Genomic DNA, 15,507 nt, shown 5'->3' with positions numbered 1-15,507 from the left:
CTGCGCGGGGGCGCGCTGGCCCGCCGTGCTGGCCGTGGGCCGCCCCCGAGACCTGGCGCAGGGCCGCAAGCTGATCGAGACCGGTGCGGCCGTGGACCCCGCCAAGGTCGCGGACCCGTCCGTTCCGCTGAAGTCGGCCCTGGCCTGACGCCTCGCGGAGCCGGCCGGGCCCGCCGCCCGGACCCGTCCGGCCCGCCGCCCGGACCCCTCCGGCCCGCCGCCCCGACCCGTCCGGCCCCCCGGCCCGGACCCGGACGGACGGGGCCGGGTACCGGCCGCCCGTCCGAAGTGGCAGGCTTGTGCCCGTGACCGAGATTGACGCAAAGATCGACGCCCTTGTCCCCTCCTGGCTGTACCTCCCCGACATCGCGGAGATGCTCGACATCGAGGTGACCCGGGTCCGCCAGATGGTCAAGGAAGGGCAGCTGATCGCCGTACGGCGGGGCGAGAACCGCGCCCTGCAGGTGCCGGCGCAGTTCATCGACGGCGACAAGGTCGTCAAGGGCCTCGTCGGACTGCTGACCGTACTGCGAGACGACCGCTTCTCCGACGAGGAGATGCTGGAATGGCTCTTCACCGAGGACCCCTCCCTGCCCGGCACCCCCGTGCAGGCGCTGCGGGAGAACCGCGGTACGGAGGTGAAGCGCCGCGCCCAGGCGCTCGCCCTCTGACCGGCTGACCCACGGATGCGGCGGGCCGGGTAACCTCGGCCCGCCCGCACACCGTCACCACCAGGGGGGTACCTCCCATGCAGCAGCTGTCCGACGCCCGGCTCTACCTGTGCACGGACGCACGCAAGCGGCAGGGCGACCTCCCCGAGTTCCTGGACGCCGTCCTGGCCGGCGGCGTCGACATCGTCCAGCTCCGCGACAAGGGCATGGAGGCGGGCGAGGAGCTCGACCACCTCCGGGTCTTCGCCGAGGCCGCCCGCCGTCACGGCAAGCTCCTCGCCGTCAACGACCGCGCCGACGTCGCGCACGCCATCGGCTCCGACGTCCTGCACCTCGGCCAGGGAGACATCCCCGTCCCCGCAGCCCGCGCCATCCTCGGCGACGGGGTCCTGATCGGCCGCTCCTGCCACGCCGAGTCCGAGGTGGACGCCGCCGTCGCCGAGCCCGGAGTGGACTACTTCTGCACCGGCCCCTGCTGGCCCACCCCCACCAAGCCCGGCCGCCACGCCCCCGGCCTCGACCTGGTCCGGTACACGGCCTCCCTCGCCCAGGACCGCCCGTGGTTCGCCATCGGCGGCATCGACGGCGGCAACCTGGACGAGGTCCTGGACGCCGGCGCCACCCGTGTCGTGGTCGTCCGGGCCATCACCGAGGCCACCGACCCCGGTGCGGCCGCCGCCGAGCTCGCCAAGCGGGTCCGCGCACGCCTCGGCTGACGGGGCCGACCGCGCGGGGTGTCCAAAAATCTGTCCATCTTGTGGACAGCGCTTCGGTGTCCGCCGGGGCGCGTCTAACCTGCCCGTATGGCCCTTGGTACCGCTTCCACCTGGTCGGACCGTGCACACACGGTCCGCGACCTCCTCGCGTCCGGAGCCTCGTACTCCTTCGAGTTCTGGGCTCCCAAGACCGAGAAGGGCGAGCGCAACCTCTGGAACGCCCTCCGCCGCATCGAGGCGGTCTCCCCGAGCTTCGTCTCCGTCACGTACGGCGCCGGCGGCTCCACCCGGGGCGGCACCGTCCGCGCCACCCAGCAGATCGCCTCCGACACCACCCTGACGCCCGTCGCGCACCTGACCGCGGTGGACCACTCCGTCGCCGAGCTGCGCCACGTCATCGGCCAGTTCGCCGACGCAGGCATCCGCAACATGCTCGCGCTGCGCGGCGACCCGCCGGGCGACCCCATGGGCCCCTGGGTCCGGCACCCCGAGGGCGTCGACTACGCGGCCGATCTGGTGCGCCTGCTCAAGGAGTCCGGCGACTTCTGCGTCGGCGTCGCCGCCTTCCCCGAGATGCACCCGCGCTCGGAGGACTGGGACACGGACATCCGGCACTTCGTGGACAAGTGCCGCGCCGGCGCGGACTACGCCATCACCCAGATGTTCTTCGATCCCGAGAATTATCTGAGGCTTCGCGACAGCGTCGCCAAAGCGGGCTGCGAAACCCCGATCATCCCCGAGGTCATGCCTGTTGTGGGCATCAAGCAGCTCGACCGGCTGCCGCAACTGAGCACCGCGGTCTTCCCCGACGCGGTCAAAGAACGCATGCTCGCCGTCAAGGACGATCCGGCCGCTGTACGCTCCATTGGCATCGAGTTCGCCACGGAGTTCTGCGCGAGGCTGCTGTCCGAGGGTGTTCCGGGACTGCACTTCATCACGCTGAACAATTCCACGGCGACCCTCGAAATCTACGAGAACCTGGGCCTGCACCAGCGGGCCTGACCGGCCGTCTCCTCCTTCCCGCGCGGGCGGCCGTACCGAGAGGGGCCTTGCATGGGAATGACGGTCCTCTACATCGCGTTCGGCATCGTCGCGTTGTGGCTGCTTGCCGAGGTCCTGATGCAGTACAAGGCCCGGCTGCGCTGGCGCCTGCTCGCCTTCACCGGCTTCGTCGGGGTGGTGGCCGGGGTGATATTGCCGTCGGTGCTCGTGATCGCCGTGGGTGCGACCGCGTTCGCCGTCGGCCAGACCCTCGTCACGCTGTCCTTCCGCAAGGGCTTCGTGGCCGGCTGGGCACTGCGCCGGGGCGGACGGCCCGCACCGGGCGAGGCACCGGCGCAGAGCAGACGCCGCCGCTCCGGGGGCGCACCGGCCCCGGAGCCCGCGCTGGAGGTCACCGGGCTGGAGTACGCCGACCAGGACGGGGGCCCCGACACCGGCTCCCACGACCCGGTGTTCACCCCGCAGCCGGTGCCCGAGGAGACCGGCTCGTACGGGATACAGAGCTTCGTCCCCCAGCAGCCGCAGCAGCCCGGCGCCGACACCCCCTTCGCCTCGCCGTACACCACGGCCGAGCAGGACGCCCACCAGTACGCGGCCTACTACGACCAGCAGCAGGGCCAGGGCGGCTACTACCCCGGGGGCGAGCAGCAGGTCTACGCCGCCTACTCGGACCCGTACATCGGCACCGGCGGCGAGGTCTCCCCGGCCCCGCCCTACGACGGCGCGGCCTACCCGCCCTACGCCGACCCGGCCCAGCAGCAGTACTCCATGGACACCCCGCCCGGCGGGGTCTGGGTCCCGCAGCAGCGCGCCACCGACGCCGCCCCGCAGCAGCCCTACCCGGAGCAGGACCCGCAGCAGCCGCAGGAGTACCCGTACCCGTACCCCGGCAACGGCGGCGGGGAGTACGGCGGCCAGTACCGCCACTGACGGGGCCCGGCGGGCCGGGGCTCACTGCGAGCCCCGGAACTCCGCCCCCTCCACGATCAGCCCGGCCACCAGGGCCCCCGTCATCCCGGCGTGCGCGAGCCCGCCGCCGGGATGCGCCCAGCCGCCCGCGAGGTACAGCCCGGGCAGCGCCGTCGTGTTCGCCGGGTACAGCATCCGGCCGCCGTCACCGGGCAGCGCGGGCGCCGGCACCGAGCCGCCGCACGCGCCCGTGGCCGCCTCCACGTCCTCCGGGGTGCGCACCTCCTGCCACAGCAGCCGCTCGCGCAGCCCGGGGACGGCCCGTGCGGCGAGGTCCAGCAGCTTCTCCGGGTCCGGGACCGGTGCCCCGCCCGCGGGGCCGCACACGGCGCTCACGGTGACCGCCTCGTGGCCCGCGTCGGGCCGGGTGGCGGGGTCGTCGGGGCGCAGCACCGTGACCAGCCGGACGCCGGCCGTGCCGAGGGAGTGCACCAGCGTGCGGTGGAACGGCGTCCGCCGGGCGGGCGCCGCTCAGGGCCAGCAGCAGGGTCAGCCGCCCGGGCGCCTCGCCGCCCTGGGCCGGTACGCCGCCGCGCGGCCGGGGCACGGAGCCGCCCGGCAGCTGCCTCGGGTCGATGCCGCAGACGACCTGGTCGGCGGCGGCCTCGGTGCCGTCGGCCAGCCGTACCCCGGCCGCCCTGCCGTCGCGGGTCAGCACCGAGCGCACGTCGCCGCCGAAGACGAACTCCACCTTCCGTTCCCGGCAGCGCTCGTAGACGGCGGTGGCCAGCTCCCGCATGCCGCCGCGCACGTACCAGCTGCCGAAGGTCTGCTCCATGTACGGCAGCGCGGCCGCGGCGGCGGGCACCGCGTCGGGGTCCAGCCCGTACGCCAGGACCCGGCCGGCCAGCAGCTCGCCGAGGCCGCCGCCGAGCTCGCGCCGGGCGACCTCGGCCAGCGTGGGCGGACGGCGGCGCAGCAGGCCGCTGCCGCGCAGCGCCGGGTACGGGTCGCGGCCCAGCACCTGCCAGTCGCTGCGCAGGGGCTCCTCCAGCAGGGGGCGGCGGGTGGCGTCCCAGGTGTCGCGGGCCCGGCCCAGGAGGTCGTTCCAGCGTTCGCCCGCGCCGGCGCCGAAGGCCTCGTCGAGGGCGGTGGCCACCCCGCCCCGGGAGGCGCCGGGGAGGGTGACGGCGGTGCCGTCCAGGACGTGCCGGACCGCGGGGTCCAGCTGGACCATGTCGACGCAGTCCTCCAGCGGCCGCTTGCCGGTCTTCACGAACAGGTCGCGGTAGACGGCGGGCAGGTGCAGCAGCCCGGGTCCGGTGTCGAAGGCGAAGCCGTCGCGCTCGTACCGGCCGACGGCACCCCCGTACGTGGTCCCGCGCTCGTACACCGTCACCTGGTGGCCCGCCACGGCCAGCCGGGCCGCCGTCGCCATCGCGCCCATGCCGGCGCCGATCACCGCAATTCTTGCCATGGCGCTGAGCCTATCGAGCGAGTCCTTCCGCTCAGCCGGGCGGTGCCCCGCCGGCCGTCCGGGCGGCGGCGAGGCGTTTCTCCTCGCGGCGCTGGGCCCGCCGTCGGCGGAAGCGTCGGATCCGGCTCCAGAGGAAGACGATCAGGGTCAGGCCGATGAGCAGCAGTACGGCCGCGATGACCGAGGCCGCCTGCGGGTTGAACATGGCGAAGGTGACGATGCCGCCCACGCCGAGGTCCTCGGCGGTGCTCAGCACGATGTTGCTGAACGGCTCGGGGGAGGTGTTGACCGCCATCCTGGTGCCGGCCTTGACGAAATGGCTGGCCAGCGCGGTGGAACCGCCGACCGCCCCGGCGGCGAGGTCGGAGAGCGATCCGCTCTGCCCGGCCAGGAGTGCGCCGATCACCGCTCCGGCGACGGGCCGGATCACGGTGTGGACGGTGTCCCACAGGGAGTCCACGTACGGGATCTTGTCCGCCACGGCCTCGCACAGGAACAGCACGGCCGCGGCGATCAGGACGTCGGTGCGCTGGAGCGAGGCGGGGACCTCGTCGGACAGGCCGGTCGCGCCGAAGACGCCGAGCAGCAGGACCACGGCGTAGGCGTTGATCCCGCTGGCCCAGCCGCTGGTGAAGACCAGGGGGAGGACACTCATCTGATCAGCATGCCGCAGCGCGGGCGATCGGGCGGGCGGAAACGGTGAGGCGACGGCCGCGGTCGCGCGGCCGTCCCCTCACCGACGGAGTGTGCGGGGCTACTGCCCCTGTTCGTCACGGCGGCGCTGCCACCGTTCCTCGATGCGGTTCATCATCGACCGACGCTGCCGGTTGCGGCCACGGGCCGAACCGCCGGCACTTCCGGAGACGGGCTGCTCGCCGGGCTTGGGTGCCTTGCGCCAACCGGTGACCACGAGGACCGTACAGGCCAGCATGACGAGGAATCCCACCACGCTGATCCAGAGCACTTCCTGCCAGATCACACCAGTCATGAGGAGCGCGATACCCACCACAATGCCTACGACTGCCTGGTATACCCGTCGTCGGGTGTACGTGCGCAGTCCACTGCCCTCAAGCGCTGTCGCGAACTTGGGGTCTTCGGCGTACAGCGCTCGCTCCATCTGCTCGAGCATTCGCTGCTCGTGCTCCGAGAGCGGCACGGGAGTCCTCCTCATCCGTCGGTCGCGGGGGGGTAGCGACCAGGGGTCCCCTTCAGGATAGGCGGGGAATCGCCCCCGTGATACCCGCCCTCTACGCCACATTCTGCAAACCGCCGTGCCAGGCGAATCCAGCGAGCCGGACCCGGTGCCGAACGAACGGGTGCTTCGAACGTACCGGCGCCAAGGCGGTCATTGAGGCGCTTATTCCCCAATGAGCAGTCCGCCATGCCGACCGGTTCACCCGATCATACGGGTCGGCGCGCCGGAAGGGAGGGGGATCCGCCGGAAGCCCGTCCGAGCAAGCCCGCAGATCAGGCGGGCTTCTCGCCCAGGACGTGCAGCTGCGTGGCCACCGCGTGGAAGGCGGGCAGCTCGGCGGCGGCCTCCTCCAGACGCAGCAGCGCGTCCACCGCACCGGGCTCGGTGTCCACGAGGACCCCGGGGACGAGGTCGGCGAAGACGCGCACGCCGTGGACCGCGCCGACCTCCAGGCCGGCGTCCCCGACCAGGGCACTCAGCTGCTCGGCGGTGAAGCGGCGCGGCACCGGGTCGCCGGAGCCCCAGCGCCCGGCCGGGTCGGTGAGGGCGGTGCGGGCCTCCGTGAAGTGCCCGGCGAGCGCCCGCGCCAGCACGGCCCCGCCGACGCCGGCGCCGAGCAGGCTGAGGATGCCGCCGGGGCGCAGGGCGGCGACGGCGTTGGCCACGCCCTCGGCCGGGTCGTCCACGTACTCCAGCACGCCGTGGCAGAGCACCACGTCGTACGCGTCCCGCTCGACGACGTCCAGCAGGCCCTGCGCGTCGCCCTGGACGCCGCGCACCAGGTCGGCGACGCCGGCCTCGGCGACCCGGCGCTCCAGCCCGAACAGCGCGTTCGGGCTGGGGTCGACCACGGTCACGCGGTGGCCCAGGCGGGCCACCGGCACGGCGAACTTTCCGGTGCCGCCGCCGGTGTCCAGCACCTCCAGCGTCTCCCGCCCGGTCGCCTTCACCCGGCGGTCGAGGGCCTCCTTGAGGACCTCCCACACCACGGCGGTGCGGAGGGAGGCGCGGGGGCGGGAAGTGTCCGACACGGCTGATGGCTCCTCGGCGCGAAATGGGGTGGGGCGGTGCGTGCCCCACCCTATTGCCTCAGCCGACCCGCCAGCTCATCCGGCGTCCGGACGCTCCGGGCGGGGTTGCGGCAGGGGCTGCGCCACGGGCTGCAGGGCGAGCATCCGCTCGACCAGCCGCAGGAACATCCCCGCCTCCCGTACGAGGTCGTCCGCGTCCCGGCCGCTCGCCGCGTCCGGTATCCCCGCCTCGGCCCGGGCCCGGCGGGCCGCGCCCGAGGCGAACAGCGCGCTCCACTCGGTCAGCTCCGGCGCTATCTCCGGCAGGACCTCCCACGCGCTGCGGATCCGGGGCCGCCGCCGGGGGTTCACCGGTTCGGGCCGCCCGCGCGCGGCGAGCACGGCCGCGGCCGTGCGCAGCGCGGCCAGGTGGGCGGTGGCGTACCGCTCGTTGGGCCGGGGCAGCAGGGCCGCCTCGGCCAGGCCGCTGCGGGCCTTGGCGAGCAGGTCGAGGGCGGCCGGCGGGGCGGACGTCCTGCACGGGACGGGGTGGACAGGGGACGGGGACGGTGTGGCCATGACGAACCTCCTGTCGTTGCGTGGTGCTCGGCGTGCTGCCGTGTGTCTGCGTTCGTGCCTCCATCGTGACGGCCCCCACTGACAATCGCGCTGACCTGCGGGTTTCCCCGGATGTGGCCCGAACGTCAGCGGCCCGCTCCCGGACCTGCTAGCTTTTGAACTGACTGGTCAGTTCAAAAGGAGGGGGAGGGGCGTGGACAGCCCGCACGGCGCCGCCGTCAAGGCCGAGGGCTTCGGACTCAAGGGCCCGCGCGGCTGGGTGTTCCGCGACGTGGGGGTCGACGCGGCTCCCGGATCGCTCATCGCCCTCGAAGGCCCCTCCGGCAGCGGCCGGACCTGCCTGCTCCTCGCCCTCACCGGGCGGATGAAGGCCACCGAAGGCCACGCCGAGATCGGCCGCCACCGGCTCCCGAAGAAGATGGCCGCGGTCCGCCGGATCACCGCCCTCGGCCCGGTCCCCGGCGTCAACGACCTCGACCAGGCCCTCACCGTCGCCGAGCAGCTCCGCGAGGGAGCCATGCTCCAGCGGCGCTACGACGCCCCGCTGCGGGCCCTGCTGCGCCCGCGCGGCGACCGCCGCGCCACCGCCCGGACCCGGATCGACGAGGCCCTGGCCGCCGTCGGACTGGACCCCGCCACCCTGCCCAAGGGGGAGCGGACCTCCGTCCGCGACCTGGAACGCCTGGAGGCCGTACGGCTGTCCGTGGCCATCGCCCTGCTGGGCGGCCCCCGGCTGCTGGCCCTCGACGACCTCGACCTCAAGCTCTCGGGCGCCGAACGCGCCGAGGCCTGGGCCCTGCTCCGCTCGGTCGCCGACCGCGGGACGACCGTCCTCGCGGTGTGCAGCGAGGCCCCGGAGGGCGTGACGGTGCTGCGCACCGGTGCGGCCGCCGCCGCGAAGCCGCAGACCGGCAAGCACACGGGGAAGGCCGCCGCCGCGCCCGCCCGGCCGGCCGGCCCGGGCGCCGACGGCCCGAAGATCACCTGGGGCCTGCCCCCGGGCAACGACACGGACCCCGCCGCCCCCGCTGCCGCGCGGCCCGAGCCGCAGAAGCCCCGGCCGGACGAGCCCGAACCGGACAAGCCCGAACCGGACAAGTCCGAGCCGGGCAAGCCCGAGCGCGGCGAGTCCGAGCGCGGCGAGCCAGAGCGCGACGAGCCGGAGCCGCAGAAGCCGGAGCACGCCGGGCCGGCCGCCGCTACCACCACCGACAACGACGACGACGAGAAGGGGACGGACGATGCGCTCGCCGAAACTGGCCGCGCTTGAGCTGAAGCGGTTCGGGCGGGGGAAGCTTCCCCGGGCCGCCCTCGTCGCGCTGCTCCTGCTGCCCCTGCTGTACGGGGCCCTGTACCTCTGGTCGTTCTGGGACCCCTACAGCCGCCTCGACAAGGTGCCCGTCGCCCTCGTCAACGCCGACAAGGGCGCCGACGTGGGCGGCGAGCACCTCGACGTCGGCGGCGAGATCACCCGCAACCTGCGCGAGCGCAAGACCTTCGACTGGCGCGAGGTCAGCGCGGAGGAGGCGGCCGAGGGCCTGGAGGACGGGACGTACTTCCTCTCCCTGACCATGCCCGCCGACTTCAGCGAGAAGATCGCCTCCAGCGGCGGCGCCGACCCGACCACCGGGGCCCTCCAGGTCCGCACGAACGACGCCAACAACTACATCGTCGGCTCGATCTCGCGCACCGTCTTCTCCGAGGTCCGCTCGGCCGCCTCCACCAAGGCGTCCCGCAAGTTCCTCGACAAGATCTTCGTCTCCTTCTCCGACCTGCACGACAAGACCGCCGAGGCCGCCGACGGCGCCGACAAGCTCAAGGACGGCGCGGACAAGGCCCAGCAGGGCGCGCAGGACCTCGCCGACGGCCTCGACACCGCCAAGGAGAAGACCGGCGAGCTCACCGGGGGCCTGAAGAAGCTCAACGAGGGCGCCGCCAAGCTGGAGACCGGCTCCCGGCAGGTCGCGGACGGCACCCAGAAGGTCGCCGACGTGGTCAACGGCGCCGCCGACAAGGCCCGCCCCTTCGTCAAGGACCCCAAGAACCTGGCGGACACCGCCAAGCTGGTCGCCGACACCGCGAAGGTCGTCAACAGCCACCTCGACAAGGCCGTCGAGAAGGCCCCTGCCGCCGCCGCGATCACCAAGCAGGTCTCGGGCCTCGCCGACTCCAACTACACCCGGTACTGCGTCAAGCCCGACCCCCGGCTGCCCGCCGGCTTCTGCGACCTGCAGAAGAAGATCAAGGACGACGCGGCCCAGGCCGCCCTGCTGACGGGCGACGTGAACACCGTCCTCGGCAACTCCAGGGGCGACGTCACCAAGCTCAAGGACCAGCTGACCGACCTGGAGAACAAGGCCCGCGAACTCGCCGTCAAGGCCCCCGCGCTGGCCGGCGACCTCGACGCGGCCGTCGCCCAGGCCAACGCCCTCAACGACGGCGCCCACAAGGTCGCCGCCGGCGTGGTCGAGCTGCACAAGGGCATCGGCACCGCGGCCGGCGGCTCCGGCAAGCTGGGCGAGGGCGTCGGCAAGCTCGGCGACGGTGCGCAGCAGCTGGGCGGCGGCATGGTCAAGCTCGTCGACGGCAGCGGGCAGCTGGCCGGCGGCCTCCACGACGGCGTCGGCAAGATCCCGGACTACGACCAGCGGCAGCGCGACGCCCGGACGCAGGTCATGGCCGACCCGGTGCAGCTCGCCAACCAGGCCCTGCACAAGGCGCCCAACTACGGCACCGGCTTCGCCCCGTACTTCATCCCCCTGTCCCTCTGGGTCGGTGCGATGGTCGCCTACATGCTGATCGCCCCCATGAACAAGCGGGCCCTGGCCGCCGGGGCCTCGCCCTGGCGGATCGCCGTCGCGGGCTGGCTGCCCGTGGTCGGGCTCGGCGCCGCGCAGGTGGGCGCGTTGATGTCCGTACTGCACTGGGCGCCGGGACTGGGCCTGAAGATGGCCCACCCGGCCCTGACCATCGCCTTCCTGGTGCTGGTCACCGCCTGCTTCGCGGCGATCATCCAGTGGCTGAACGCCAAGTTCGGTGCGGCCGGCCGCATCCTGGTCCTCGCCGTCCTGATGCTCCAGCTGACCTCGGCCGGCGGCACCTACCCCGTCCAGACCAGCCCGGACTTCTTCAACGGCATCCACCCGTACCTGCCGATGTCGTACATCGTCGAGAGCCTGCGCCGCCTGATCACCGGCGGCGACCTCACCCCGGTGTGGCAGGGCTGCGCCGTCCTGGTCGCCTTCACGGCCGGGGCCCTGGCCCTCACCGCGCTCGCCGCACGCGGCAAGCAGGTGTGGACGATGGACCGACTGCACCCCGAACTGAGCCTGTAAGGGGCTGTTGACCTGTGAGAATCAGCGCCATGGAAAGCAGCAGCACCACCGCCGGCGGCGCCCGGCGGCAGGCCACGCGGCAGAAGCTGTACGAGGCGGCCGTCACCCTGATCGCCGAACAGGGCTTCTCCGCGACCACGGTCGACGAGATCGCCGAGCGGGCGGGCGTGGCCAAGGGCACCGTGTACTACAACTTCGCGAGCAAGACCGAGCTCTTCGAGGAGCTGCTGCGGCACGGGGTGGGTCTGCTGACCGCCTCGCTGCGGGCCGCCGCGGACGAGACCGAGGCGCGCGGCGGCAGCCGGATCGAGGCCCTCGACGGGATGATCCGCGCGGGCCTGGTCTTCATCGACCGGTACCCGGCCTTCACCCAGCTGTACGTCGCCGAACTCTGGCGCACCAACCGGGCCTGGCAGTCCACCCTGATGGTGGTGCGCGGCGAGGCGGTGGCGGTCGTCGAGTCGGTGCTGCGGGAGGGCGTGGAGCGCGGGGAGCTCAGCGCCGAGATCGACGTGCCGCTGACGGCGGCCGCGCTGGTCGGGATGGTGCTGGTGGCGGCGCTGGACTGGCAGGCCTTCCAGCGCGAACGGTCCCTGGACGACGTCCACTCGGCGCTGTCGCTGCTGCTGCGGGGACGGGTGAGCGGAAGCCGCTGACTCCGCCCGGTCGGCGGTGCCGGTGGCGCCTGTCGGCGGCGTAGAACTGAGTATCCGTACCTAGACGTACAGATGAGTACGCGTACGGATGGGCTCCGACCTGCGAGGACATCACACTGGGGGTCGGGGACAAGGGCAGGCCGGCCCGCACCGCGGACACGGGGCCGCGGAGCGGGCCGGCTACTTGCCGGGGGGAAACGGAACGCCGGTGCGGCGGGCTCGGGGGGAACGAGCCCATGCCGCGCCGGCGTTTTCCTTTGGCCGCTGCGCGGGGCTTGCCCCTCCCCGCCCTTCAACCGTTCTCGCCCTCAGTCGCCGGGCGCGGCTCACAACACGGCGCTACCGCGCCCGCGCCTCAAACGCCGGCGAGGCTGGAAAATCCCAGCCTCGCCGGCGTTTGAGGCGCGGGGTCTGGGGCGGAGCCCCTGGGAACGGTGGAAGGTCAGCCGCGGCCCCGGAGGGGGATGCGGAGGCGGGTCGTCAGGGAGGACAGGCGGGCCGAGGCGTCGGCGGCGCGGACCGAGGCGGCGGCGGTGACCCGGGCACCCGAGCGGGGGAGCAGCAGTGCGCGCAGCCGGGCCCACCGGCCCACGGCGGCCAGCAGGGCCGTACCGGCCAGCCGGACGTCGGCGGCCAGCTCCGGGTACGAGACGTCCGCGCCGGGCGGGGCGTACAGCGCCCGCTCCACCGCGCCCGCGACCCGGTGCACCGCCCGCGCGGGTTCACCGTCCAGCTTGCCCAGGACCACGACCCGGCCGGCGGCCCGGCGCGGCGACAGCGCCTCGTCGGGCGGGATGCCCACGTCCCAGGCGCTGTCGCCGAGCTCCCGCCAGGCGGCCAGCACGTCCCGGGCGGCCAGCCGCCGCTCGCGGACCCGCCGGCGCCACAGCAGCGGCAGCAGCAGGAGCGCCAGGGCCGCCAGGGCGGCACCGGTCCAGCCGAGGACCGCGCCCAGCGGGAAGCCGCCCGCGCCCTTGCCGGTGTCCTGCTGGGCGGCCGGCCCGCCGCACTCGCCGAGCTTCTTCAGCTCGGGCGGGCACGCCTCGGCCTGCGAGGGCATGGGCGCCGGGGCCGACGCGGACGACGAGGGCAGCGCGGAGGGCGCGGACGGCTGCGGGGCCGGGGCCTCGGGGCGGCTGTAGTCCGGCAGCGAGATGCCCGAGCGGGGCGTCGGCTCGAACCGGGTCCAGCCCACGCCCTCGAAGTACAGCTCGGGCCACGCGTGGGCGTCGCGCATCGAGACGTTCACGCTGCCGTCGGCCTGCTTCTCGCCCGGGGTGAAGCCGACCGCCACCCGTGCCGGGATGCCCAGGGAGCGGGACATCGCCGCCATCGAGAAGGCGAAGTGGACGCAGAAGCCCTCCTTGTCCGCCAGGAAGCGGGCGATGGCCTGCGAGCCCGTCCCCGACGACACCTTGGTGTCGTAGCGGAAGCCGCCGTTCACCGCGAAGAAGTCCTGGAGCCGCACGGCCCGCGTGTAGTCGTCCTGCGCGCCCTGGGTGACCTTCCGCGCCGTCTCCGCCACCACCGGGGGGAGGTTGTCCGGCAGCTTCGTGTACTCCTCCCGCACCAGCGGGTTCGGCGCCGGCGCGGCCTGGAGCTGCGCGGCCGTGGGCCGCAGCAGCAGGCTGCGTACGGTGTACTGCGCGCCCTGCACGTTCTGGAAGCGGTCCTTGCCCAGCTGGTCGCCGACCAGGGTCCGGCCGGCGGGCTCGTACCGCCACTTGCCGGCGATGTCGATCTGCGTGGCCGGGTACGGCATCGGCAGGTAGCGCTGGGCGTACGTCTGGGCCGCCGAGACGGAGGTCCGCACCTCGGCCGCGCCCTCGCGCACCCGGTCGCCGAGCCCCGTCGGGTTCGGCAGCCGCTCGGGCACGTCCGTCAGCGGGCGCCCGGAGGCCTCCCACTTGACGCCGTTGAACTCGTCCAGCGCCAGGATCCGCAGGTACTGCTCGCCGAGCTGGGGGCTGTCCGTGCGGTACTTCAGCACCACCCGGTTGTCCTGCGCGTTCAGGCTGCTCTGCAGCGAGACCAGCGGGTTCACCGCCGAGATGGTGCCGCCGCCCCGGCCCGAGGCGCCCGTCTCGTCGCCCTGGCCCCCCAGCAGCCCGCCGCCGAGCGAGGGCAGTACGGCCGGCACCGCCACGGCCACGCCCAGCGCGACCACGCCGATCCGGCGCCCGAAGCGCACGGGCGCCACGGCCCGGCCGCCACCCGCGCCGCCGCCGTACCCGGAGGCCGCCGACACCCGGGAGCTCGGGGCGCCTCCGAAGACCCGGCCCCACTGGGCCAGCCGGTCGCGGCCCTCCGACAGCAGCAGCATCAGGTAGCCCGCGCCGGCCAGCAGGAAGGCGAACCAGGAGCCGCCCTGGCCGGTGGAGAGCCCGGCGGCCACCGAGTACAGCGCCAGCAGCGGCAGCCCGGCCGCCGCGGCGGTCCGCAGCGTCACCGCGAGCACGTCCACCAGCAGCCCGATCGCCAGCACCCCGGCCAGCAGCAGCAGCCGGATGCCGTCGGTCAGCGGGGCCGGTATGGCGAACTCGCCCACGTCCCGCACACCCTGCTGGAACAGCGCCCCGAAGTCGGTGACCAGGAAGGACAGCGGCCCGCTCCCGGCGGACTCGGCCTTGCCCGCGAAGAGGAACGCGAGCAGCAGCAGCGAGACCAGCAGCTGAGCGGCCACGGTCAGCGTCCGGGCCAGCGGCACCCGCCGCCCGCCCGCGCCGACCGCGGCCTGTACGCCGAGCAGCGCGGCCGCCTGGAGCAGCCAGCCGGAGGACTCCACCAGCGGGCCCAGAGACCAGGAGGTCAGCAGCGTCGCCAGCATTCCGAAGAGCGTCACCCGCGTGCGCCCGCTCATCCCCGGCCTCCGGAGGTCTCCGGGCCGAGGGGAGCGTTCCCGGCCTGCCGCCACAGTTCCGCGAAGGCGGCGCCGGGCGGTACGGCCAGCGCCGTCCAGCCCGCGTCCCGCAGCCTGCGCAGCCGCTCCTCCGCCCGCGAGGGCGCTCCGGTCCAGGTCGCGGAGTCCAGTACGAACGCCACCGCGGCCGCGCTGCGCTGCCGCATCCGGGCCGCCATCTCGGTCTGCTCCTCGTCCAGGTCGCCGAAGAAGGCGATGAGCAGGCCGTCGCCGCCGGAGGAGGCCAGGCCCGCTCCGCCGCTGCGGACCGCGTCGTAGGCGCGGCCCAGTCCGCTGCCGTCGGAGTGGCCGACGACCGCGAGGGTGTCCATCATCAGCCCGGCCGCCTCGGCGGACTCCGTTCCGCCGGAGGAGAAGCCGCCGCCGCCCTCGCCGGGCACCGAGTCGCCGGTGTCGGTCAGCAGCCGCACCGAGAACCCCTGCTCCAGGACGTGCAGCAGGGTGGAGGCGGCGGCGGACACGGCCCACTCGAATGCGGAGTCGGGGCCGGCGCCCTCGTAGGCGAGGTCGCGGGTGTCCAGCAGGACGGTGGCCCTGGTGCGCTGCGGCTGTTCCTCTCGGCGCACCATCAGCTCGCCGTAGCGGGCGGTGGAGCGCCAGTGGACCCGGCGCAGGTCGTCGCCGCGCCGGTAGGTGCGCGGGATCACGTCGTCGTCGCCGGCCAGCGCGAGCGAGCGGCGGCTGCCGTCGCCGTAGCCGCCGGCCTCGCCGGTCATCCGGACGGCGGGCAGGGGCTGGGTGCGCGGGACGACGGTGAGGGTGTCGTAGGCGGTGAAGGAGCGGGTCAGCTCGACCAGCCCGAAGGGGTCGGTCAGGCGCAGCTGGAGGGGGCCGAGGGGGTAGCGGCCGCGCAGGTCGGAGCGGACGCGGTACGAGACCTCGCGGCGGCCGCCGGACTCGACCCGGTCCAGCACGAAGCGGGGCCGCGGGCCGAGCACGTAGGGCACCCGGTCCTGGAGCATCAGCAGTCCGGTGGGGACCCGGGAGACGTTCTCCAGCCGCAGCTGTACCCGGGCCTCCCCGCCAGCGGGGCACCC

The 15,507-nt window shown here is 74.2% G+C and carries 14 protein-coding genes and 1 pseudogene; 8 read left to right on the top strand and 7 right to left on the bottom strand.

Features of this window, described 5'->3' with window-relative positions:
• The 5 genes from SSNG_RS39300 to SSNG_RS09640 all read left to right on the top strand — a co-directional run.
• On the top strand, positions 1-148 hold a 148-nt coding region (locus tag SSNG_RS39300), incomplete at its 5' end, for an oxidoreductase C-terminal domain-containing protein (protein WP_277752162.1).
• 157 nt (positions 149-305) lie between these two features.
• Complete coding sequence (locus tag SSNG_RS09655) at positions 306-671, top strand: Rv2175c family DNA-binding protein (RefSeq protein ID WP_042803199.1); 366 nt, start codon at positions 306-308, stop codon at positions 669-671.
• 77 nt (positions 672-748) lie between these two features.
• Positions 749-1,387, top strand: a complete 639-nt coding sequence (gene thiE / locus SSNG_RS09650; protein WP_007263632.1) for a thiamine phosphate synthase — start codon at positions 749-751, stop codon at positions 1,385-1,387.
• Positions 1,388-1,474: 87 nt separating this feature from the next.
• Entirely contained in the window at positions 1,475-2,389 is a 915-nt protein-coding gene (gene metF, locus SSNG_RS09645; protein WP_007263631.1) for a methylenetetrahydrofolate reductase [NAD(P)H], read from the top strand.
• Between the two features lie 51 nt (positions 2,390-2,440).
• A complete protein-coding gene (locus tag SSNG_RS09640; protein ID WP_007263630.1) occupies positions 2,441-3,319 on the top strand; it encodes a hypothetical protein in 879 nt (292 codons plus the stop codon).
• Positions 3,320-3,340: 21 nt separating this feature from the next.
• Here the strand turns inward: SSNG_RS09640 and SSNG_RS09635 are convergent.
• From SSNG_RS09635 to SSNG_RS09615, 5 genes and pseudogenes are all read right to left on the bottom strand, one after another.
• A pseudogene (locus tag SSNG_RS09635) lies at positions 3,341-4,775 on the bottom strand (NAD(P)/FAD-dependent oxidoreductase).
• 31 nt (positions 4,776-4,806) lie between these two features.
• On the bottom strand, positions 4,807-5,430 hold the full coding sequence (locus SSNG_RS09630; protein WP_042800803.1) for a DUF4126 domain-containing protein: 624 nt from the start codon (positions 5,428-5,430) through the stop codon (positions 4,807-4,809).
• Between the two features lie 99 nt (positions 5,431-5,529).
• Positions 5,530-5,931 carry a DUF3040 domain-containing protein gene (locus tag SSNG_RS09625; protein WP_007263627.1) on the bottom strand — a complete coding sequence of 134 codons (402 nt, stop codon included), beginning with the start codon at positions 5,929-5,931 and terminating at the stop codon, positions 5,530-5,532.
• A 311-nt stretch (positions 5,932-6,242) separates the two neighbouring features.
• Positions 6,243-7,001 carry a methyltransferase gene (locus SSNG_RS09620; protein WP_007263626.1) on the bottom strand — a complete coding sequence of 253 codons (759 nt, stop codon included), beginning with the start codon at positions 6,999-7,001 and terminating at the stop codon, positions 6,243-6,245.
• Between the two features lie 75 nt (positions 7,002-7,076).
• A complete protein-coding gene (locus tag SSNG_RS09615; protein ID WP_007263625.1) occupies positions 7,077-7,559 on the bottom strand; it encodes an SAV_6107 family HEPN domain-containing protein in 483 nt (160 codons plus the stop codon).
• A 193-nt stretch (positions 7,560-7,752) separates the two neighbouring features.
• Here SSNG_RS09615 and SSNG_RS09610 point away from each other — a divergent pair, with 193 nt between their 5' ends.
• From SSNG_RS09610 to SSNG_RS09600, 3 genes are read left to right on the top strand one after another with little or no spacing between them, the layout of a single operon-like run.
• A complete protein-coding gene (locus tag SSNG_RS09610) occupies positions 7,753-8,829 on the top strand; it encodes an ATP-binding cassette domain-containing protein (protein ID WP_007263624.1) in 1,077 nt (358 codons plus the stop codon).
• Complete coding sequence (locus SSNG_RS09605; protein ID WP_007263623.1) at positions 8,801-10,894, top strand: YhgE/Pip domain-containing protein; 2,094 nt, start codon at positions 8,801-8,803, stop codon at positions 10,892-10,894. Before SSNG_RS09610 ends, SSNG_RS09605 begins: the two co-directional genes overlap by 29 nt.
• 29 nt (positions 10,895-10,923) lie before the next feature.
• Positions 10,924-11,550 carry a TetR/AcrR family transcriptional regulator gene (locus SSNG_RS09600; RefSeq protein ID WP_042800801.1) on the top strand — a complete coding sequence of 209 codons (627 nt, stop codon included), beginning with the start codon at positions 10,924-10,926 and terminating at the stop codon, positions 11,548-11,550.
• 442 nt (positions 11,551-11,992) lie between these two features.
• Here SSNG_RS09600 and SSNG_RS09595 read toward each other — a convergent pair whose 3' ends face one another.
• The gene (locus tag SSNG_RS09595) at positions 11,993-14,410 is read right to left on the bottom strand and encodes a DUF3488 and transglutaminase-like domain-containing protein (RefSeq protein ID WP_042800800.1); all 2,418 of its coding nucleotides are present in this window, start codon (positions 14,408-14,410) and stop codon (positions 11,993-11,995) included.
• Positions 14,407-15,507 (bottom strand): DUF58 domain-containing protein (locus SSNG_RS09590; protein WP_007263620.1); only part of this gene is annotated, 1,101 nt, incomplete at its 5' end. The genes SSNG_RS09595 and SSNG_RS09590, both read right to left, overlap by 4 nt.

This window comes from Streptomyces sp. C, assembly GCF_000158895.1.
Classification (GTDB): Bacteria; Actinomycetota; Actinomycetes; order Streptomycetales; family Streptomycetaceae; genus Streptomyces; species Streptomyces racemochromogenes.
The sequence above is the reverse complement of the archived record's forward strand: the minus strand, read 5'-3'. Positions and strand labels throughout refer to the sequence as shown.

What these genes read in the sequence shown, in the direction of transcription:
- metF (WP_007263631.1), top strand. Translation starts at nt 1,475, where the DNA reads ATGGCCCTTGGTACCGCTTCCACCTGGTCGGACCGTGCACACACGGTC.
- SSNG_RS09615 (WP_007263625.1), bottom strand. Translation starts at nt 7,559, where the DNA reads ATGGCCACACCGTCCCCGTCCCCTGTCCACCCCGTCCCGTGCAGGACG.
- SSNG_RS09595 (WP_042800800.1), bottom strand. Translation starts at nt 14,410, where the DNA reads ATGAGCGGGCGCACGCGGGTGACGCTCTTCGGAATGCTGGCGACGCTG.
- SSNG_RS09640 (WP_007263630.1), top strand. Translation starts at nt 2,441, where the DNA reads ATGGGAATGACGGTCCTCTACATCGCGTTCGGCATCGTCGCGTTGTGG.
- SSNG_RS09600 (WP_042800801.1), top strand. Translation starts at nt 10,924, where the DNA reads ATGGAAAGCAGCAGCACCACCGCCGGCGGCGCCCGGCGGCAGGCCACG.
- SSNG_RS09630 (WP_042800803.1), bottom strand. Translation starts at nt 5,430, where the DNA reads ATGAGTGTCCTCCCCCTGGTCTTCACCAGCGGCTGGGCCAGCGGGATC.
- SSNG_RS09605 (WP_007263623.1), top strand. Translation starts at nt 8,801, where the DNA reads ATGCGCTCGCCGAAACTGGCCGCGCTTGAGCTGAAGCGGTTCGGGCGG.
- thiE (WP_007263632.1), top strand. Translation starts at nt 749, where the DNA reads ATGCAGCAGCTGTCCGACGCCCGGCTCTACCTGTGCACGGACGCACGC.